This window comes from Chryseobacterium soli (assembly GCF_000737705.1).
GTDB lineage: Bacteria > Bacteroidota > Bacteroidia > Flavobacteriales > Weeksellaceae > Chryseobacterium > Chryseobacterium soli.
The window spans coordinates 211,595-233,015 of sequence record NZ_JPRH01000003.1 but is presented as its reverse complement, the minus strand read 5'-3'; the positions used below and the strand labels follow the sequence as shown (position 1 = coordinate 233,015).

The following is a 21,421-nucleotide window of genomic DNA, read 5'->3' as shown; positions in this document are numbered from 1 at the left end:
TTTTATATTACTCTACTTTCCAGCTTAGCTGTTCTTCTTCTGTATTCCAGTCTACCGAAATGGTCTGTCCGGCTTTTACTTCTTCCCTCACAATCATTTTGGAAATCGGTCTTGCAAGCTGTGCACGGATAACTCCCGAAATCTGTCTTGCCCCATATTTACTGCTGAATCCTCCCAATGCAAGATTTTTAACCGCTTCATCAGTTATTTTAAGGACAATCCCCAATCTCGTCAGTGAAGTGTGAAGTGATTTCAATTGGATGTTAAAGATTCTTTCTGCAATGGATTCTGTGATAGGTGCAAAAGGAATAATTTCCGTGATTCTGGCTAAAAATTCAGGCCTGAATCTTCCTGAATTAGACATAATCTGCATTAGTGAGGAGGACACAGGTACTTTTCCTTCTTCAAACTGTTTTACAATTTCCTCACTTCCGATATTGGAGGTGAATAAGATCAGAGCATTGCTGAAATCTCCTTCTTTACCGAGTTTATCATGCACTTTTCCTTCGTCCATGATCTGTAGAAACACATCAAAAACAGAATGGTGTGCTTTTTCAATTTCATCAAATAAAACTACGGTATAAGGTTGCTGTCTTATTTTGTTGACCAGCATTCCCCCTTCTTCATAGCCTACGTATCCCGGAGGCGCTCCGTATAACAATGCAGCAGAATGTTCTTCTTTAAATTCAGACATATCAAACCGTACCATTGCTTTTTCATCGTTGAAAAGAAGCTCTGCCATTGATTTCGCCAATTCTGTTTTTCCGGTACCGGTAGGGCCCAGAAGAAAGAATGATCCGATAGGCTGTCCGGGTTTATTAAGACCACTTCGGTTTTCAACAATGGCATCGGAAAGGATTTTTAAAGCGTGATCCTGGCCCACTACTCTATTCAGGAGAAGGGTTTCCATATTCAGGAGCTTTTCTTTTTCCTGAGCCTGGATCTTACCGATAGGAATATTGGTTTTTGCGGCCATCACGGCTGCCAGTTCCAGGCGGTCTACTTTTTCTCTTTTCTTTGAGGCATGCTGTACGAGTTCTGCATAGGTTTCTTCAATAATTTTCTGAATTTCCTCAACCGGCATTGAATTGTCGATCTGTGGCTGCTCACTCAGTGAACCCCATAAAATCGGACTGATTTTATCTCTCAGTAAGTTATAATTCCAGATCAGTTCATCGGCTTTGTCTTTTTCATCCAAATATTCTTCTTTGAGAATGGTTTCATAGATTTCTTTCCAGCTTTCAAGTTCTTTTTCAGAGAGTTCATCCAGCATTTTGATCGCTGCCATTGTTCTGTCTAACAAATCAATCGCCGCATCCGGTAATTTTTTCCCTTTTGCATATCTTTTTGCTAAACGCACACATTCTGGAAGCGCGGTTTTTTCCACTTCAATGCCGTGGTGTTTTTTATAGCCGTCTAAAAGAACATCGATCATTTTAACACATGTTTTTTCATCTGGCTCATGAACTGTCAACACTTCGAAACGTCTGTTAAAAGCCTGTTCCGGCTCGATGATTTTTCTGTATTCTTCCTGAGTGGTTGCACCGATTACGGTAATTTCACCTCTCGCCAATTCAGGTTTCAAAAGATTGGCAACGTTTCCGATGCTTCCTTTTGGATCCAGCAGGGTGTGAATTTCATCTATAAAAAGTATTGCTTTTTCAATTTTTTTGCATTCGTTGATGACCTTTTTCAGACGGTCTTCAATTTCTCCTTTATAAGAAGTTCCGGCAAGTAAAGCGCCAGTGTCGAGTTCTAAAAGGGTGCCGTTTTTAAGCATGTCAGGCACATTTCCTTTTATAATTTCAGTAGCAAAACCTTCTACCAATGCTGTTTTTCCTACACCGGGCTCACCGATGATAATGACATTCGGTTTGCTTCTTCGGCACAGGATTTCAACGAGCATCCTGAGTTCCTTGTCACGGCCTATAATATTCTCCAGATCGCCTTTTCTGGCCTGCGCAGTTCTGTCTACACAATAGCTTTTAATTGATGGAAATGATGAATCCGAGAAATCAGACCCATTTGAAAAGAGTGAAGCAAATTCACCATCTTCAGATGCATTGAACGGATTATCTTTTCTATATAAATTAAATATCTCGTGTTCTCTGAGCGGCAGGGATTTCAGTTGCTGCAATGAGAAAGCAACCTGCGGTTTTACAATAGCTGTCAGGATACAGATCGGAGTAATTTCGTCCAACCCCAATTTTAATCTTATATCATCAGCTTCTTCGATAATGGTATCCACGGCATCATCTTCTTTTATATCATCCGGAAGATGGGTGGTTTTAGGATAATCTTCAATGCGGACATCGGCCCATTCGTAGAAATATCCGGGGTCTTTATCTATATTTTTCAGAAATTCATTAAGCCCGATATCTTTATGCATTAAAGCCTGCAGAATATGCGGACCGCCATACGCGGCATTATAATTTTCCTTAGCGATCGACTGAGCAATGTGAAATAATTGTTTTACTGTCTCGTTGGTTACTAGTACTCCCATTTTAAAATTTTTCTCAAAAATTAATAATATATCTGATATTGGTGTATTTTCAGAATTCTGTCTTTTGTTATATTTTAAACAACATGATGATCTATAATCATATAAGATTTTATGTATACTAAGATATTAGTTTTTTTCCAATAATGTAAAGTATGTCTTTCAAATGTGACATAGTCTCTTTTTTGTCATAAAAAAGTGAATCGGAAACAGATATATTTTTTTCCTAATGGTAAAAAAAGACCGTCTTTTTTAGGGGACAGTCTTTTTTTATGAATGTTGATGATGTGTAGCGTATTACTACATATTTGGCCAGATTCCATCATAAGCAGAATTACCATAATTGATTTTTTCTGCACTTACCACAAAACTGATCAGCATACTGTTTTCATCTACCGCATCGAAATCCACTTCGTGCTGAATTACGTATCCGTTTTCCCAGCTTAGAGTGATTAATGTTCCTTCTTCATGAGATTTGTTGAAAGTAATTTCACCTGTAGTAGGCTTGTACTTTCCGTTGAGTAAACTTTCTAGAATGTCTGATTTTTCTGTAGCTTCTATGGTAAGCTTGATGAGTGCATTTGAAGGATCTGATGCTACACGTCCTGATACGTCAGTAGATCTTGATACGCTGTAATTCAGCTTTAATAATTTTTGTCCTTCGCTTCCGTTGAATTTTAAAATTCCTCTTGAATTTGCTGCCATGATAATAAATTTTAATCGTTATTATTATTTTGTTATTTGATGATTTCTATAGCAAATATAAAACGCGTTTTTTTTTCTCAAAAGCTTTTGAATATAAATTTTAAAATTTGTCGTAATTCTACGATTTGATGTCGTAATTCTACGATTATTGATTTTTAAAAACGATATAAAACACTCAATAACAACAATTTAAAATAATTCATCAACTGCAATTCTTGTGGTATATTTTACCCCAAAACGGAAAACAGAATATTTTATCCAGGCCTTTTTTATCATTCCATCTTCCAGAGTTATGGTATATGTTCCGTCATATTCTACAAGATCCGGAGCTTCTGATTTTGACAGATTCAACAGAAGATCTACCTCATCCGTGTAGTCTTCATCTTCGATAGTCTGTTGGATGATTACCGGGATATTTTCATCAGAAATTGATTGCCGGAAGTAGGATTTTCCATTTTTAAAGTCATTTCTTAGGCCCGCGAAATAAATCCTCAGGAACGTGTCTTGCTTCATCCGTTCGCTAAACAGTTTTTCATCGGATATGACATATTCAAAATCCTCAATATATCTGGATGCATAGGGGTCAGGGAAAAGATCGGCCAGTCTTTCTTTAGCTTTTCCGAAATTTTTAATGACTCCTGGTAAAAGGCTGATGTTGAGAATTTCACCTTTTGAATCTGTTGTGATCTGAAAAGGATGTAAGGATTGAATGCATTCGATGGCCAGACCGGACATCTTGCTCTCATTGTCAGTATAAAAATCTTCTTTCGAAAGATGAAAAATGTGAGTATCGAGATCCTTTTTCACCCATTGTAAAGTGATGCTGTACGCAATATCACTGCTTTTACTGTCGCCTTTTTCTTTTTCGTGAGTTTCTGTGATGGTAACACGGTATTTTCTTTCTTTATGTTCCGGAACAAAAGTAATCTCAGGATTCAGCGCAACTTTTTTGAAAGGTGCATCGTTTCTGCTGTTGTATTCCCGGATTTTATCCATTTCGGGGATTAACAGTTTTTTCCTTGGAATTAATTGATCATAAATATAATCTTCTTTTGCACAATACCGGTTGTGGTATTCTTTCAGGTATTGGGGGTTCTCAAGGTGTATTTCTTCAGCAATGCTTTCCAGCGTTTCTCCGGAAATGATGAAATGGATGATCATAGTTCAGTGTTAGTTTGGGCAGCAATCAATTTAGATCAATTTTCACTATTAATCTTTTTATTTGGTATAAATCTGTAGTACACTACTTTCTTGTGAATTCTAAATATTTATCTTCACATTGTGTGAAGTTTTCATATTCATTCATAGAATTTCCATAGTTCTGCACGGTGATTTTATCGTCAGCAAACCTCCCGCCCATCTTTCCCATTCCGATGGTGGTACTGCCGTCATCATTGATGGAGGTTTCTGCTTTTCCGGAAAGAATTATTTTGGTTTTATCGTAGATTTTGAATGTAAGCTTATGGTTAACTTCAGCAATGACAATGGAAAATCTTCCGTTTTCACAGTTTTCCGCTACAAACCGGCCTTCTATCTTGTTGACATTCTTTTGTGTTGCGTCAGTTTTAGAAGATACCGTTTGGCTATCTGGAACCGTTGTTTCCGTATTACTTTGTTGAAAAGATGCAGCGTTGTTTACGGAATCTTTTGGTGCCTTATTCTGGACAGCAGTAATGTTTGTGCTTTTTTTCGGCTGGGCGTTTGTATTTTTCTTACATGACATCAGGCAAACTGCCGATACCATTACCAGACTGAGAATATTTTTTCTACTCATAAACGCTTTATTTTTCATTTTAAATATACTCAAAAAAGCCGGACGAATAAGGGTTGTCCAGCTCATCTTTTTAGATTTTGGAGATGCTGCCATCTGCCTGTATTTTATATTTTCTGATGGTTTTCTTTTTGAAATCACTGTAATTCACCTCATAGATATCCACGGTAAGGTCTTCATTCACGGAAAACGACTGATAGGTTTTATTTTCCGGCATTGCATAGCCTACTGATTCCTGTGATACGATCTGATTTCCTCTAATGACAACCATTTCTTCGGAACTGGAGTCTCCGTCAAAACAAATAATATAAATTTTAAGGTTATTTTTCTGGCTGGAATGTAGTTGAAAAATCCTTTCGGGGGTACCTTCCAGCTTTGAAGACAGTTGAGTCATCAGCTCTCTGGATTTTCCTTCGTTCAGAAGCGGATATCTTTCAGCACATTCGGAACCTCCTTTTTGGATGCATAAAGTGGTGTATTTTTCAAAATCAAAAGGCAGGGCAACGAGTTCTGTACCGGCGTTTCCGGTTACAGATGCCATATTGGTTACAGCCTCGCTTCCCGTTGTAGTTCTTTCCAACACAGATTTTGTCTTGGACCTTTCTGTACAGCAGATCAGGAAAGCAAAAATGAATATAAAATGAGTTTTATAATACATGAATTCTGTTATTTGTTTTTAACCGTTTACTTTTATTAAACAGCAGATATTTTATTTCCCCTGTAAGGCTTTAAGCCTTGTTTCGGCAGCTTTTAGAACTTTAACATAAGCAACGTCCACCATCTTATTTCCTTCTTTCTTTTTGACATAATACCGTATGCCGCTTAGTCCGCTCATTTTTTGAACATTATACCAATTGGTTTCCTCAAATGCATCGCCGGCAAGGGCTATGAATCTTGTATAGCCTTCAATTGCCTTGGCTTTATCTTTGGTACAGCCTGATTTATCCAGATCAGGATCATGCCACAATCCCCAGGCAAAGGAACCTCTTTTATCGTTATACGCCTTGCTGTCTTTAAAGATGAAATCATCCGTCTTTTTATCATCTTTATCTTTACAGGACGCATAGAGATTTTCATAGGCTTTTTTGAAATACTTCAGACGGTCGTTATAACCGTTTAATCCACCATTGATGATCCTAGTAATGTAAATTAAATCATTAACATCTGCATTTTCATTGATTTTTTTAAGCTCTGTCCAGTACCATCCTGCCGATCTTACACTGTAAGGCAAAGCTTCCAGTTTCTTTTTATTATCTAATGATGAAGTGAAATCCTGGTTTTCATAATCTCCATATCTTTTGTAATTGCCGGCACCCGTCAGCTGGATAAGTCCTCTTCCTTTATAGCCTCCGTATGCAGTATCTGCAACATTTAGCTCAGCCGTATATTTAAAGTTTCCGGATTCGTGGATCAGCTGTGCCAGGAAATGAGATTTTCTGAGACAGGTATTGATTTTATAATCCGTCATGGTTTTATTCAGTGCTTCAAGATACGTTTTGGCTTTATCTTTAGCCACTCCAATCGATACAAGCACTTCTTCTGTAAGATCTTTTGTACAGTAGCAGGTTCCGGGTTTATTGGCCACCGGTTTTTGTGCCTGGAATCCGCTTAAACATTCGCATACTTTGGTTTGTCCAAGTTCTTTGGCGAGTTGTACAATGCTTTTTCCATTAAGTTCTGTAGCACTTTTGCAGAAATATTTATCGTCAAGGTATTCTGTACTGAATTCCCTTACGTCCATATGGATCCAGCTGAATGTATGGTCATACCTGGGATTTTTGTTTTTATCATACAGCAGATCAATAGGTTCTATCGAGAATTTATCTTTATCGGGCCATTCTTTTTGAGCTCCAAGGTATTTAACGAAGATGTTATCCCTCATATCCCTCAATTCTTTAAGGTTTTTATCCTGTGCACCTCTTATCGCCCAAGTTCCTTTACTGAACTGCATGTCTATTGCTTTACCCTGATGATTGGTCGTTGTATAGTTCTTAAAACGGCATCGGTATCCGGAGCTGAAGGAGTCTATCGTATAGGTTTTCTGAAGACTGAAATAATACTGCAGCGCTTTGAATCCAAATAAAAGTGACCTGTGAAGGCCAGGATATTCATATTTATGGAACGCCTCTGTTTTCGTAGTCGATTTATAGGTTCCTTTTCCGGTACCGTCACCAAAACCTTTGCAGTTATTGGTTTCTTTCGTTCCTCTGAGTTTACTGGTTGCTTCTTTTCCTTTTGTGCCGCAAGAGCATTTAATCTGTCCCCAAAAGGTGCTGCTGATATCAAATTTTGTAGAAAAATCATCAATGGCCCGCAGAACATTTCCACAAATCTTCCCTGTTTCAGGAACTTTCATATAATCTTTCTGGAATTGCTTGATCATTTTTTCCGTTCTGTCCGTAAATACATCTGTAGGAACATTCCCTCCAAAACCGGAAAGACGGATGTTAACTTCTCTGATGAGTTCGCTTTTATCTCCTTTTTTAATGCAGTATTTCCCGCCACAATCTACTGTATTCTCCTGGTCATTTACTTTAGTGGTTGCTTTACCGTCTGGTTTCTGAGGAGTTGGAGTCTGTTTAGGCTTTACCGTTCCGCTGGATTCTCCCCAATCCCAAAGTTCCTTGAACCAGTCGACTGCCTGATCTACCATTCCTTTTTCTTTGTTGGAAGGCTGCTTTTGTGCTGCTGGAGAGTCTTTAGCTTTCGGAGGGGTTTTTCCTGGGGCTGGAGACGGTGATGCCGGAGTTTTGGGCTGTACAGGAGGTTTATATTCAGGATTTTGAACGTTTACGTTGTCTGATGCGTGTTTTTTATCTGTATAATATTCTACAGTGACGTAAAATTCAAGTTCTTTATCCATTTCTCCTTTGGCCGCTTTTTGCACCATAGCTTTTGTCAGCAGAAATTCTACACTCGCCACGCCATTTGTACCTACTGTCCCTTCTTTTTTATCAACAAAAAGATTGCTACCATTGTGGCCTTCTCCTTTGGCATCATCTTCCCAGAGGGTAAACAGCAGTTTTTCACCGGCAAGATTTACACATTGGGCCTTGGCCACGAGTTTTTCCATGTAGCTGAAAACGGTCCCTTTTGTATCATCTACATACAGCAGTTCTACTTTATTAATTTTCGGAACAGCAGTTGGCTGAGGGGTAATATCTATCGTGGTTAATCCTTCTCCTTCAGGTTCATTAAGATAGGCCTCCAAACGGTAGGTATGTTTATAGGAAACTTCACCAAAGGTAAATGTTCCGTCGCCCTTTTTCTTGATATTGGTGGTAGTAAAACTTCCGTTAGAACGCTTTTTAAATAACTCCCAGGTAACCATTGCGGGATTTTTTTTCTCTTCAGGGGTACCGGGATACCATTCTGTAACGGTATAAACTGTCTTCTCGCCTACTTTGGGAGAAGGGTTTCCGGATATTTTTGAAACTCCTTGTTTTGTTGGCATCGTAGAAAATTTTAACAGTTAATAAGCGTCGATTTCACTTTCCTCGACAGATTCTTTAAAGTCATCCATTTTCACCAGAGGATTGATATGCTGTACCGTTTTACTGTCCGTATTCTGCACATTCTTCTTGCTCATCTGTCCGCGCTGCCCGTGATCCTTTATCGTAATTTTCCCGCCTGTTGTACACTGAAGCTCGGAAGCTTCCGTCACACAGCTTTTTCCCATGACTTTTACTTTTTCATAGGTTTTCTGCCACTTTCCTGCCGGAGCATAGGCACACGGCAAATATCCTCCTGCCGTTGGCTTAAGCTTGCATTTTCCAAAACTGGGACCTGGAGGATCAAATTGCAGATCATCTTCTGTTACGGCAAGATATTCTGCACTGCCTTCCGCATCATTCCAGTAGTGCTGTTGATGTGCCGTTACTTTATGCTTGGGAAACTGGTCGCCCTGATTACATTGGGACTTACCCTTTTGAACGACAAAATATTTGCCGTCCTGAGATGATGATTGATTTGACATACTTCATGATTTGGGTAATATCAAAGATAAAAAATTTCCTGTAATACATAAAAAAAGCAGAAATAAATTTCTGCTTTCTAGTATTATAAGTTGTTAATGTTTAGTATATTCCGGTTCTTCAACTGGCATCATCGTTGGCATAAAGTACTCGTTCAGCCAATAGAAAGTCTGTCCGTTTTGCTGGATTTTCACCGCTGGATCATTTCTATGGTTCAGCATTCTGTCTGCTAATACTTTGTAATATTTGAAATACGTTCTTACGGTTTCTTTATTAACGATTTTAGATTTTTTCCAGCCTTTCAGCTTGTATTTAGACATGGTTTCCTCTTCGGAATTATCAAAACCTGTACTCATTCCTACCGAATAAGACATTGGAAGCTCATACAATTCCGATTTATCCAGAAATTTGATCGTAGGATTGTATTTTTTCAAAATACTTACATATTCCTTGATCGCTGCTGACTGGCTGAAGCTTACTTTTTCAGCATCGGTTTTTTGATAAATTTCGGTGTAGAATGCTTTAAGATTATCATATTCTACTTCAGAAATCAGGATTCCCTTTTCAATACCCGGTTTATAATCTTTCAAATCTTTTGGAATATAACCTTTTACCAGGAATGGGTTTCCATAGTTTATCAACTGGGCAGCAATTCCTGCCGGTACAGGGTTGGTAAGACCCGGATACAGATATTTGTATTTCATATCTACATCTGTTCTTCCCGCTCCTACTGTAGAATGGAAATATTCATTCAATGATTTATCAATAGTCTGGTTATCTAAAGTCACCTGAGCAATCAGGCTGTCCACCGATTTTTTCAGATATCCTGGTGTTGCAATATCACCTTTTTTAGGAAATATTACAAATCCCTGGGACATACTTTGCTTCGGGTAATCTAATGAGAAGAATCCGGCATCACCTTCTATCAGGCTGAAATTATTTTTTGTAAGGACATCGCTCTGGTTGATGATCTTTTGCTTCTTAAGTTCAGCAATGTTCTTAGCGGTGTTGGTCACAATATTTTCTGCCATTAGCACAAAATCATTGTAAGTATCTGATGATCTTGCACTGGTTTGGAACATGATTAACCTGGCTTGTGCCTGGGTAAGTGAACTGATCACACTGTACATATTTCCGCTTTGATTGGCTGATGTTCCTACGGTGATCACGATATTCGTTTCGTCCGGAACATTGGAAAGAAGATTTCCTGCTGCGGCAAGGGCCTCGCCTACCGGCTGATACCCATTGTTGCTTGGACAGTTCATCTCATTGGTTTTTTCGTCTATAAATTTGGTGATCTTACTGTAATCCGTACTCAAATTGGAAACGGAAACATTGCTGCCACATGAATTATTTTTATATAATACCACTCCATATTTCACATTATTAAAATAAGAAGGTTTTTCAAATCTAAGCTGAAGATCCTGCAATAAAGACTTTACAATAGGAGAATACGGAGCATTTTGTGCGCTTACATCGAGTGCGAAAACAATATTAATCGCTTTATCTTTTTCGGTGATTTCTCTATAGCGGTCAAACTTGATTTTCTCTCCTAAAACATTGAATATATAATTATTGCTGTAATCTAGTATATTCGTAAAATATTTTGTTTTGGAATCTGGTGTCTGAGCCTCATTTAAAGCTAAATTTACCGGATAAATATTTTCCAGCGGTGTTCTTTTATTAACATCAGTAAGGAGAATCGCTGTTTTATTTTCTGCATCGGCTCCTCCCGGATACCCTTCATGTATTCCTAATGTTGTTTCTGTAACTCCGGTATTGTTTTTCAATTTTATGGCAGAACGTTCCCCCCATGCAGACACTACATTGGAGCTCACCCAGCCATACAGACTCGTGCTGATACTATCCATATCAATTGATGGTTTCTTACCTACCAAAAATCTTTTGTTGTTTTCGGCCTGTTTGTAGACGTATACCATCTGTCCGTTCGGAATTTTAACATTGGCGGTTTCTATAAGACTTGGTGAATTAAACACCATGATAGAATCGTTTTTGTAATACCGGTCTGAGCTTCTGATCACTTCACTGTTGCTCGGAACAACTGCTACTCTTATAGGATATCCTGTTTTTTCGCTTTTTAAAGAATTGTTCCACAGAAGAAGGTCTGATTCGGGAATCCAGCCGTATGTTTTGATAGACTTTGATGAAACTTTTTTCATTAAGGCATCCGGAATATACTCGGCAACTTTTACCATTCCGTCTCTATGTTTTAAAACCATTAAAGGTTCCAGAAACTTAACTTCTTTATATGATTTCTCATCATTTTTATCAAGATAAGCCGTATTTCTTGAGCGGTCTGAAACCACAATCCACGGAGTAGCTTTTTTCGGATATCCATTTACGACAGGTGAATTATCTACCTGACCGTACTGTGCAGGTTCAGGTGTTCTTTTCGACGGTAGTTTTACCTGACAGCTCGTCAGTAAAACCGAAAGACCAATATAATATGCTGCTAGAGGAAATTTATTTTTCATCCTATTTTTCTTTTATGAGTGGTGTGCATCCAGGGGTACTGAATGATATTATTTACTTTGGTTTATATCAACTTTGGTAACACAGTTTTGTTTGTCATCAAAATTAACTTTTACAGTTTGAATGACCGTATTCTTGTCAAACTGAAGTCCTGCGCAATACATGTAAAAATTGTTCGTTTTGCTATCGTTCACTTTTACGACTGTATTTTCGTTGTTACAGAGATAGGTTCTCAGCAGATAGTTATAATTCATATTGAAATTATTACCGTTAGCAATCTGCTGCAAACGATATTTAAAATCATTATCAATTCTTGCATAAGAATCTTCTACAGATACTTCTTCTTCCTGCAAAGCATCGTAAGCGGGAAGAATTTTGATACGGTGATAAACAGGATCCTGACTTTCTTCAGTATATAATGTCACTAAATAATCTCCGGGCTTTTTATAAGAATAAATTGCCATCTTATCTTTGGAATCTGTATTTCCGGTTTCCCCGAACTTCCATGAAAACTTTGTTGCATCGGAAATCGCACGGAACTGTACGTTTTCATTCTGCATCGCCTGCGTCTGAGCATCAATTGTTGTTGTAATTTTTGCGGAATCTTTTGCCTTCGGAAGTCCTCTTGCGGATACCATTACCGGGAAGGATTTTGTGTATTTGTTATCAACAATTAAGCTTACCTGATAGTAACCAGGCTTGTCATAAAAGTGGATACCACTGTTTTTATCAGAGGTTCTGCCATCCCCGAAATTCCATCTTTTTGTCTTCGCAAATTGGGTTTTATCTTCAAATAAAAGCGTATCTCCAACTAACAGCGTAGACGGGTAAACAACCCCAACAATATCATCAGCAGAATGGATCACCTTTTTTTGAAGCCACAATGCTACAAGCGCTGCTATCAGCAGAGCTGCAATAACACCAATAATAATGTTTTTTTTGTTCTTTTGAAAATAATTCATAGTTAATAATTGTGATGTGTTTTGTTTTCTTATATTCTGATTTGATTACTGCGTCCTTGATTTTAATACATTTTCCCGCTGAAAAAGCCGGGTTTGCTTATCTTTAAATCCAATCCTGCAATCTTCCACCTGCTTTTCAAACTTTTTAATATCTTCTGTCGTTGAAGAAATGACCTTCTTATCATCAAAATACATTTTATAGAATTTAGCAATCTGCGGATAAGCATCTTTTCGGACATCAGTAATATCATTTTTTGCATTAAAATAATTCTGCAGATCATTGATACCAAGTTCGATATTGTCTTCTACAAATGGCTCAGGAGCCACATCTGTAATCCTGGTGATCATGGAATAGGTACTATCCATAATAGGCAGAACAAGCTTCTGATGCTGTTCAAATTTTGATTTCTGCTCCAGATTTTGAATGCCCCGTACATCTTCATCAGAAAACGGTGAATCATACCCTTTTAAAAAGAGTATTCCTAAAAATATCATTGCTGCAAAAAGCATCAGTATTAAATAAAAAAACTGATAATGCTTTTCTTTTTTAGATAGTGTAACGTGTCCCTGCATATGTTTTTATTTTCTTCGGCCTCCTGTAAATTTTCTTGTAGGATCAATCTTAAGTTCCTTATTCACAACGTTTGACTTGTTCATGCATTCATTAAGATCCCTTATGGCAATATTTTTCCTGTATTTTACACTACTTATATTACTTTTCAGGGTAAGCATCGTTTCAATCTGCTTCATCAAAACAGCGTAATGCTTAAAACTTCCGGAACTGTCTTTGCCCATAATGTTATTAGCATCTCTTAAGTTATCTATAATATTGGTTCTGAGGAAAATTTCGTTATCCACCTTATCGGTACTAAGCTGGTTCATTCGTTCATAGATATTATCCACATGCTGCTTCAGAGCATCGCTCCGGTCGATGAGATCTTTATACGCTTCGGATTCTCTCCTGATTCCTTCCCGCTGGGTATCATAACTTTTAAAAAAGAACAATACACACACAAAGGTGACTACCGATAAAACGGCAAAAGACAGAATAAACTTCCAAATGCCTACTCTGACGTCAGACTTGTTTAATTTTTTCTCCCTGTTTGAAGACATATGTTTGTGATTTGTTTGGCCAGTGAAAATATAAAAAAAAAATTTTATGTACAATAAGTATTTTCCCCCTGTATTTATCCGGGAAATATTGTTGTGTTATTAATTAATTTAAGATTAACTTTCACATTCATAAGTTTTTCATAAATTAGGCCTCTAAATTTTATAATATCCTACACCAAATCGATATTAAAAATGAATAAGATATTAACTAATACTGTGCGGTTTTCGATTGCAGACAGTGATTTTTATTTTAAAAAGATCATGGTCAAGACGCTGTTGGAAAATCCTTTTTATATGCTTCTTAATGACTGTAACAACGGGCATGAGCTTGTTAACAGAATTTACAGAAGACAGGAAGATGTCTTCGTAATTGAGCTCTTTATGCCGGTATTAAGTGGAATTGAAGCAATAAAATACATCAGACAAAGCAATACGGAAACCCCTATCGTTACCTATTCTGGAACCTATCAGGAAGATATGGCCGAGATTCTTTCAAAAATACCCAATATCTATTACTGCGAGAAAAAAAGCAGCATTATTAAAGATATTATTAAAGGTAAAATAGCTGCCGACACCTTCGATTATGAAGTATATTCCAAAGAATGGGAACAGCAGCCGCTTGCCGTTATGGAGTATATGGACCGACAGAAAAAAAGCCAAGAAGAGCTGTCTCCAACTGAAATCCAGCTGATGAAATTCTGCTATGAAGGCTTCAGTAACAAGGAGATCGGAGAAAAACTGAGTCTAAGCACACGAACAATTGATACCTATATCAACAGGCTTACAGAAAAGCTGGGATTGAAGACAAAACTCCACCTCATCCGCTTCTGTGTAGAAAATGGCTATTACAATTCCAGCATGTAACCTTATCGTAATGTAATCTTAATATAGATTAAATACTAAAATCTCAACTGTTTAAACAAAAATTTTTTGCGACTAATTTGCTAGTATTCAATTTTTTTAACTAAATTTGCACACCTAAAATTTAAAATTAAAAAAGGAAATGACAAAGGCAGAATTGGTAAACACCATCTCAAATAAGTTGGGAACAGAAAAGAATGAAACACAGAAAGTTGTAGAAGCTTTTATGCAGGAGATCAGGACTTCTATGTATAATGGGGATAACGTTTATCTAAGAGGTTTTGGATCTTTTATCATTAAAACACGTGCTGCTAAAACAGGAAGAAATATTTCTAAGAACACTGCAATTGAGATTCCTGCTCACAACATTCCTGCTTTCAAACCTTCAAAATCATTTGTAGAGAAAGTAAAAACAAAGGTCGCAGTAAAATAAAACATTAACTGAATATTAACTAGTTACTAAAAAATTTAAAATTATGCCAAGCGGAAAGAAAAGAAAAAGACACAAGGTTGCAACACACAAGAGAAAGAAAAGAAGAAGAGCGAACAGACATAAGAAAAAGTAATCTCTTTTTCTCGAGATTTACAATATAATAATATAGTTGGTAGCTTTATTTTTTTAAAGTTTACCGACTATATTTTTGTTTGCAACTATAAGATTTCGTGGAAATAATAACATGTTTTTAATTTATTATTAATAAAATATGATGGCTTTAATTCTAAATCCTTACATTTAAAATATTTTTAATTTGATAAAAAACATGCCAATTCCCTATAATCTTAACAATTTTATCTTAATAACAAAATGAAGAAAGAACTAATAGTTTCGCATGAAGATGATCTTACAAAGATTGCACTACTGGAAGACGGAAGACTATGTGAACTTCATGAGCAAGAGGACAAAAGCGATTTTATAGTTGGAGATCTGTTTATAGGAAGAGTAAAAAAACTGGCTCCCAACCTGAATGCTGCATTCGTTAATATCGGATATGACAAGGATGCATTTCTACATTACCAGGACCTGGGCCCGCAATATCTTACATACAAGAAGTTTTTAAAAGACACTATTTCTAAAAAACAAAGCACTTCAAGCTTAAAAAATTTCGAGATACAACCCGAAATAGACAAAAATGGAACGGTAGAAAAGGTGATCGCAAAAGATGATCTGGTTCTACTACAAATCACCAAAGAGCCGATTTCAACCAAAGGACCGAGGATTTCAACTCAGGTTTCTTTGACAGGACGTTTTTTGGTCTTAATTCCTTTCGACAATAAGGTTTCAATTTCTAAAAAAATCAGAACTTCTGAGGAAAAAGAAAGACTGAAAACCCTTATTGAAAGCATCAAGCCTGAGGGTTTCGGTGTGATCATAAGAACGGTTGCCGAAGGAAAAAAAGTTGCAGACCTGCATAACGACATGAATCAGCTGATTCAGAAATGGGAAACAACTTTTAACAATATCCAGAGAAATAAAGTTCCGTCTAAAGTTTTAAGCGAAGAAGATAAAGCTTCAGCTATTTTAAGAGACAATTTCAACCAGGATTTCGTGAATATCTTCTGCGACGACGAGCAGATGGTAACTGAAATGAAAAATTATGTAGAAGTAATTGCCCCGGAAAGAAAGAATATTGTCCAGTTTTACGATTCCCATATTCCACTTCTGGAATATTACAACGTCGAAAAACAGCTTAAACAGAGTTTTGGAAAACACGTTAACATTCCAAGCTCGAAAGGTGCCTACCTTGTTATTGAACACACAGAAGCACTACACGTAGTCGATGTGAATTCTGGTAATAATATCACTACCGGAAATACTGCCAATAAAGAACACGCTCTGAATGTGAACAAAATGGCAGCCACAGAAATCGCCAGACAGCTGCGTCTCCGCGATATGGGAGGAATAATCGTGATTGATTTTATCGACATGACCAACCCGGATCACAGGAGAAATCTGTTCGAACATCTAAAAGAGGAAATGAGTCGCGACAAAGCTCGCCATAAGATTCTGCCTCCAAGTAAATTTGGACTGATCCAGATTACCAGACAAAGAAACCGTCCGGAAAAACAGATCGAGACCAAAGAAGAAAACCCGAACAAAGACGGAGAAATTGTAGCTCCAATTGTGATCGTGGAAAGGATGGAAGAAACCATCAGAAATATCATGCAAAAGGATAAAGGAAAAATTTACCTGCATGTACACCCATTCGTGGAAGCTTACCTTACTAAGGGAATTAAAAGCATCCAGATGAAATGGTTTATCAAGTATAAAAAATGGGTAACCATTATCCCAAGGGATTCTTTTAAATACTTAGAATACAAAATTTACAATTCTAAAAAAGAAGAAGTATCAGGATATTCTAATTAAAACAAAATTTAAAGCCTCTAGTTTTCTGGAGGCTTTTTCTATTTCTGTAGAAAAGATTTCCCTACTTTTAACCCATACTTTTTTTACAATTAAATTATTTCAATCCAAATGAGCAAAGAACATCATTACAAAACTACCATCCAATGGACCGGAAATAAAGGCACAGGAACTAGCGGGTACAGAGATTACGAGAGAAGCCATACCATTGCTGTCGATCATAAACCTGTTATGGAAGGTTCTTCCGATCCGGCCTTTCGTGGTGATAAGACAAAACACAATCCTGAAGATTTATTCTTATCTTCTCTCTCTTCCTGCCACATGCTCTGGTATCTGCATTTTTGTTCTGAAGCAGGCATTATTGTCGTAGACTATCAGGATACTGCAACAGGGATTATGACGGAAACACCCAATGGCAGTGGGCATTTCACACAGGTTATTTTACATCCAACCGTTACAGTAACAGATGAGTCTATGGTGGTAAAAGCCAGGGAACTTCACCATAAGGCCAATCAATTTTGTTTCATTGCAAACTCCGTAAATTTCCCGGTACAACATATCCCTACTGTGTTAGTTAAATAAATTACACATCAGAAATAAAAGCTGTATAACCTGCTTAAATACTAGACTTTAATAGAAATAACTCTAAAATATTTAAACACAACTCCATAAAAAGAGAATTATTTACAAAATAATCAATAAAAAATACATTTTATTATTCATTTATATCGTATAATTCATTATTAATTGCTAATTAATGCCAAAATGTAAAGTTTTTTTTATATTTTTATATAACCAAAACTAACCATGATGAAACCAAGATTAACTATTTTTGATGAACCTATGCTGTATACAGAAGGATTATCAAAACTTCTTTCTCAAAGTAAAATTTTTAATACAATTAATATTTGTAATTCTTTCGAAACGCTTTCTAAGCAGCTGCAGGAAGAGGCTCCTGAAATCCTGATGATAAGTTCCAATATGCTGATGCTTACGGATCTTTACAAATCTATAGAAAATATTACCGCCGAAAACAAAGACATCAAAATCATCATTATCGGCAATAGCTATGATGTAATTGATATCAGAAAGCTTTTTAACAAAGGAATAAAGAGCTACCTCGATAAAAACAGCCGGTATGATGAGTTCATGAAATCCATCCAGGCATTGCTTTTAAATGAAATCTATATCTGCAATCACGCCAAAGAGAGCATGATCCATTTTTTAAGCAATGAACAGGAAAAAGCAAATTCTCATATTAAAGATCCGCTCACAAGGCGGGAAATGGAAATTCTGAGGCTGATATGCGATGGATTAAGCAGCAAAGATATCTCGGAAAAACTTTTTATAAGCATCAATACCGTAGAAACCCACCGTAAAAGGATCCTTTTAAAGCTCAATGTAAAAAACTCCGTAGGCGTCGTGAAATACGCACTTGAAAATCATATTATTGATTAAGAAAAAAATCCAAACCTGAAGGTTTGGATTTTTTTTGTACACTGTAAAAAGTAAAGTGTATTAATGGTGATGACTGTTGAAGCAACAAATTTACTGATCCTTAAGTCTTTTTTTGTACAATGTAAAACGTACAATGTATTCATGATGATAATGGTTGAGGCGACAAGTCTTCTGATACTTAAAGTAGTATTTTTCAAAATCACCAACTAGACCTATAAACTGTCTACACTATACACTATACACTATACACTATACACTATACACTATACACTATACACTATACACTATACACTATACACCGTCAGCCATAAACCAACAACCATCAGCTATCTATTCATAATCCGGCATTTCTGCATTATTGAAGAGAACTGCTCTGGAAAGGTCTGTCATAGAACTGTTGAGATCTATGGTCATCACGTTTTTCTGAGAAATATTATCATTTGAAGTATTCATGAAAATAACCTGTGCATTATTGGGTGAAAATCTGGGGTCCAGGTCGTTTGTTCCCAATGGTTTTTCGCTTTCCAAAGAAATATCATACACTGCATTGCTTACCAGATTATAGACAAAAATATGGGAATCCAGCTGACGGTAATTGCCGCTGCTATCCTGATAACCGGACATATCCCGTGTATAGAGAAGAAGCTGTCCATCAACAGAAAAATTCAATCCTCCGCTTGCTCCGGCAACTCCAGTCACCACTGTCTTTAAGACAGTCCCAATCATATCAATAACATAGATCTTTGTATTGTATCCACTGAAATCATTGGTTTTTAAAGCGATTTTGCTTCCATCGTAACTCCAGTCACATTCTGAGATCATACTTCCGTCTGGTGTCGTATACACAAGATTAAGACCGCTTCCATCTTTATTAATTCTGTATAATTTATTGAAATTAGAATATAAAAGTTCCTGTCCATTGGTACTCCATGCAAAATCCATTTCATAATTATTAAATCCGGCAGCAGGTACTGTGGTCACTTTAAAAGGATTTGAACCATCAGGGTTTGCAGTATACAGATGCGTGCTTCCGCCTTCGGTTCTCAGGAATGCAATTAAGCCAGCATTGTTATTTTTCCTTGGGCGCCAGCTGTTGTAGGATGAATTGGTGAACTGAAAATTATTTCCCTGAGCATCACTTGAAATGATTACAAAATTACCGTCCTGTTTTTGTACATAGTGATAACGGTTTGTAGGAACGGTATTGGTCGTGAATTTACCAATAGCACTTAAAACTGGCGGGTGAATGTCGTCCGAAACAGACACCTGCCAGAAGTAACTAACACCAAACTTCAGATTTGAGAGTGTATAATGATTCACTTTCAAATCATTCACCTGAATCACATTAGTATCCAGATTATTTTTAATTGTCAAACTATATTTTAATACATCTGCCGTATCCGGATCGGTGGACGTCCAGGTAAGCTCTACATTCAAAGGCTGGTTGACTGCATTATCTACCGGACTCAGCAATTGCGGCGCTGTGGGCGGAGAGTTTAACGACGTATCGTCATCCATCTCAAAAACCACGGTTACCAGCTGATTTTGATTTTGCAGATTAACCCCCTGAAAAGTCGTGATATACCCTGATAATTCTGCTTTTACAGAATAGTTTCCTACAGGCATATTAGAAATTTCAAAGGTTCCGTCAGTCCCACTGAAAACGGTTTGGGTGGTGGGTGCTGTAAAAATTTTCACATTGGGAATCGGCACATTGGTGCCTCTTTTCACTACTTTTCCTTTCAATATTCCTGTTTGAGCCTGATCTGTAAGTTCTTCATTACATGAAAACAGGCAAAAATAAAGAATGAATATGCTGATAATTTTTAGTAAAGTTTTCATAGTGTTTGTTTTTATTTTTTTCCAATATAAAAGTTGACTCCCAACGCAAACCGTATCGACTGATCTTTATGTTTTCCCTTGATCAATCCTTCCCAGTCGTCTTTAAAACCTATATCATACTGAGATGAAACCCTCAGAGCGACATTATTGTCGATCATATATTCAAGGCCGCCTCCTACCTGACCTTTATATTGGGGACTCTCTTTTGAAAACATAGCCCCCAAGCCTCCATACAGATATGGACTGAATTTATATCTTGGAAAAAGAAGGTATTCCAGATTGATCTCCGGAACGTAATAGCTCTTTTTCGCAATATTTTTATTTTCTAAGGTGAAATAGTTGCCGTTCAATTCAAGATTAAAGCTTGGGCTTAAAAAATATTTAACACCCACCTTTCCGCCCACGTTCATGGTAGTCCCCACATAATCATCTTTTACTTTCTGCCCTTCCACATTGGCAAATACAGAGAGTTTCTGTCTGTAATTTTCAGGCATCCTGTCTCCTATGGTTCTGTTCATATTTTTATCCTGTTCTCTGGTATATTCATCGATAAGAGATTGATAATCGGTGGTGCCTTCCACTGCTTTTCCCCAGATCTTATCCTGAATCCCTTCCACAATTAAAGATTTCACCGCTTTTTCTATAGCTTCGGTTACGGCAAGCTGTACAGGTTCATTCTGGGTAAGCCCTATTTCGGCTTCCAAAAGTCTTTCGGTATCTATATACCTGAAAAAACTTCCGTTAACGCTCGTTGAAAGTATGGTTTTGGAGGTGTAAACGGTTTTCAGAATTTCCCCGTTTAAGGTAGAAACCGCACGAAGGTAGATGGTAATTCTGTCTTGGCGGTATTGGGTAGAGGCGCCGATGCCAAAATATCTTGCTCCCAGCCCGCCAGTCATCACATTGCTGTCATAAGAAATCACGCCTCCTTCCAGAAGAATTCCGGCATATAAAAGCGGTGGCAGCGACTGGCTGGTTTTATCGGCATCTTTTAAATATTCCTGCCGTGTGGAGCGAATGATCTGTCTTTCATTCAAAAGATTTGCTATATTTTCTCTTTCAATAGGAACAAACCACCTGCTGTCTTCTAATGCTTTGATCAGAATCGTGGTGGTTCCCTGCGGTACGGCTGTGCTCCAGTTATTACCGTTTTCAGAGGGTTTGTACTGGCCGGTCTGATCCCGGAATTTATAAACTCCTATAACTACTTTTTCTTTGGGAAGGGGGAGGTTTTTCAATTCTGTGGTATAGGAGGTGTTCTCCCCCATCGTAGATTTTTGGGGATCTGAAGGCAGTCCCAACAATGAGCTGCACGCCTGCATGATACATAAAAAGGCGGCACAGAAAAAAATTCTGGTGTAAATGTAAGCTCTCATGGTA

General features: G+C 37.3%; 18 protein-coding genes. 5 read left to right on the top strand and 13 right to left on the bottom strand.

What is annotated here, in order from left to right; all coding sequences use genetic code 11:
• Positions 1 to 7 precede the first annotated feature (7 nt).
• The 11 genes from IW15_RS08495 to tssO all read right to left on the bottom strand — a co-directional run bounded on the left by IW15_RS08495 (position 8) and on the right by tssO (position 13,518).
• On the bottom strand, positions 8 to 2,503 hold the full coding sequence (locus IW15_RS08495) for an ATP-dependent Clp protease ATP-binding subunit (protein WP_034710593.1): 2,496 nt from the start codon (positions 2,501 to 2,503) through the stop codon (positions 8 to 10).
• Positions 2,504 to 2,800: 297 nt separating this feature from the next.
• Entirely contained in the window at positions 2,801 to 3,205 is a 405-nt protein-coding gene (gene tssD / locus IW15_RS08490) for a type VI secretion system tube protein TssD (RefSeq protein ID WP_034710591.1), read from the bottom strand.
• Between the two features lie 189 nt (positions 3,206 to 3,394).
• Positions 3,395 to 4,366, bottom strand: a complete 972-nt coding sequence (locus IW15_RS08485; protein ID WP_034710590.1) for a hypothetical protein — start codon at positions 4,364 to 4,366, stop codon at positions 3,395 to 3,397.
• Positions 4,367 to 4,448: 82 nt separating this feature from the next.
• On the bottom strand, positions 4,449 to 5,072 hold the full coding sequence (locus IW15_RS21955) for a hypothetical protein (RefSeq protein ID WP_131368527.1): 624 nt from the start codon (positions 5,070 to 5,072) through the stop codon (positions 4,449 to 4,451).
• Entirely contained in the window at positions 5,050 to 5,634 is a 585-nt protein-coding gene (locus tag IW15_RS08475) for a hypothetical protein (RefSeq protein ID WP_034710589.1), read from the bottom strand. Before IW15_RS08475 ends, IW15_RS21955 begins: the two co-directional genes overlap by 23 nt.
• 51 nt (positions 5,635 to 5,685) lie before the next feature.
• On the bottom strand, positions 5,686 to 8,430 hold the full coding sequence (locus IW15_RS21950) for a hypothetical protein (RefSeq protein ID WP_051881863.1): 2,745 nt from the start codon (positions 8,428 to 8,430) through the stop codon (positions 5,686 to 5,688).
• An 18-nt stretch (positions 8,431 to 8,448) separates the two neighbouring features.
• Positions 8,449 to 8,952: a DUF4280 domain-containing protein gene (locus IW15_RS08460; protein ID WP_034710587.1), complete on the bottom strand. Its 504-nt coding sequence runs from the start codon at positions 8,950 to 8,952 to the stop codon at positions 8,449 to 8,451.
• Positions 8,953 to 9,045: 93 nt separating this feature from the next.
• On the bottom strand, positions 9,046 to 11,445 hold the full coding sequence (tssR, locus tag IW15_RS08455; protein ID WP_034710585.1) for a type VI secretion system protein TssR domain-containing protein: 2,400 nt from the start codon (positions 11,443 to 11,445) through the stop codon (positions 9,046 to 9,048).
• A 48-nt stretch (positions 11,446 to 11,493) separates the two neighbouring features.
• A complete protein-coding gene (locus IW15_RS08450; RefSeq protein ID WP_034710584.1) occupies positions 11,494 to 12,405 on the bottom strand; it encodes a PKD domain-containing protein in 912 nt (303 codons plus the stop codon).
• Positions 12,406 to 12,450: 45 nt separating this feature from the next.
• Positions 12,451 to 12,978, bottom strand: coding sequence for a type VI secretion system transmembrane protein TssO (locus IW15_RS08445; protein WP_034710582.1), 528 nt, complete (start codon positions 12,976 to 12,978; stop codon positions 12,451 to 12,453).
• A gap of 6 nt (positions 12,979 to 12,984) precedes the next feature.
• Positions 12,985 to 13,518 carry a type VI secretion system TssO gene (tssO, locus tag IW15_RS08440; RefSeq protein ID WP_034710580.1) on the bottom strand — a complete coding sequence of 178 codons (534 nt, stop codon included), beginning with the start codon at positions 13,516 to 13,518 and terminating at the stop codon, positions 12,985 to 12,987.
• Between the two features lie 192 nt (positions 13,519 to 13,710).
• Here tssO and IW15_RS08435 point away from each other — a divergent pair, with 192 nt between their 5' ends.
• The 5 genes from IW15_RS08435 to IW15_RS08415 all read left to right on the top strand — a co-directional run bounded on the left by IW15_RS08435 (position 13,711) and on the right by IW15_RS08415 (position 18,199).
• Complete coding sequence (locus IW15_RS08435) at positions 13,711 to 14,382, top strand: response regulator transcription factor (RefSeq protein ID WP_034710579.1); 672 nt, start codon at positions 13,711 to 13,713, stop codon at positions 14,380 to 14,382.
• 139 nt (positions 14,383 to 14,521) lie between these two features.
• The gene (locus IW15_RS08430; RefSeq protein ID WP_002984212.1) at positions 14,522 to 14,812 is read left to right on the top strand and encodes an HU family DNA-binding protein; all 291 of its coding nucleotides are present in this window, start codon (positions 14,522 to 14,524) and stop codon (positions 14,810 to 14,812) included.
• Between the two features lie 372 nt (positions 14,813 to 15,184).
• Positions 15,185 to 16,744: an Rne/Rng family ribonuclease gene (locus IW15_RS08425; RefSeq protein WP_034710578.1), complete on the top strand. Its 1,560-nt coding sequence runs from the start codon at positions 15,185 to 15,187 to the stop codon at positions 16,742 to 16,744.
• Between the two features lie 108 nt (positions 16,745 to 16,852).
• Positions 16,853 to 17,323: an OsmC family protein gene (locus tag IW15_RS08420; RefSeq protein ID WP_034710577.1), complete on the top strand. Its 471-nt coding sequence runs from the start codon at positions 16,853 to 16,855 to the stop codon at positions 17,321 to 17,323.
• Positions 17,324 to 17,551: 228 nt separating this feature from the next.
• A complete protein-coding gene (locus IW15_RS08415) occupies positions 17,552 to 18,199 on the top strand; it encodes a response regulator transcription factor (RefSeq protein WP_034711058.1) in 648 nt (215 codons plus the stop codon).
• Positions 18,200 to 18,529: 330 nt separating this feature from the next.
• Here IW15_RS08415 and IW15_RS08410 read toward each other — a convergent pair whose 3' ends face one another.
• A complete protein-coding gene (locus tag IW15_RS08410; protein WP_034710576.1) occupies positions 18,530 to 20,041 on the bottom strand; it encodes a carboxypeptidase-like regulatory domain-containing protein in 1,512 nt (503 codons plus the stop codon).
• 11 nt (positions 20,042 to 20,052) lie between these two features.
• Positions 20,053 to 21,417, bottom strand: a complete 1,365-nt coding sequence (locus IW15_RS08405; protein ID WP_034710575.1) for a CsgG/HfaB family protein — start codon at positions 21,415 to 21,417, stop codon at positions 20,053 to 20,055.
• Between the last annotated feature and the right edge of the window lie 4 nt (positions 21,418 to 21,421).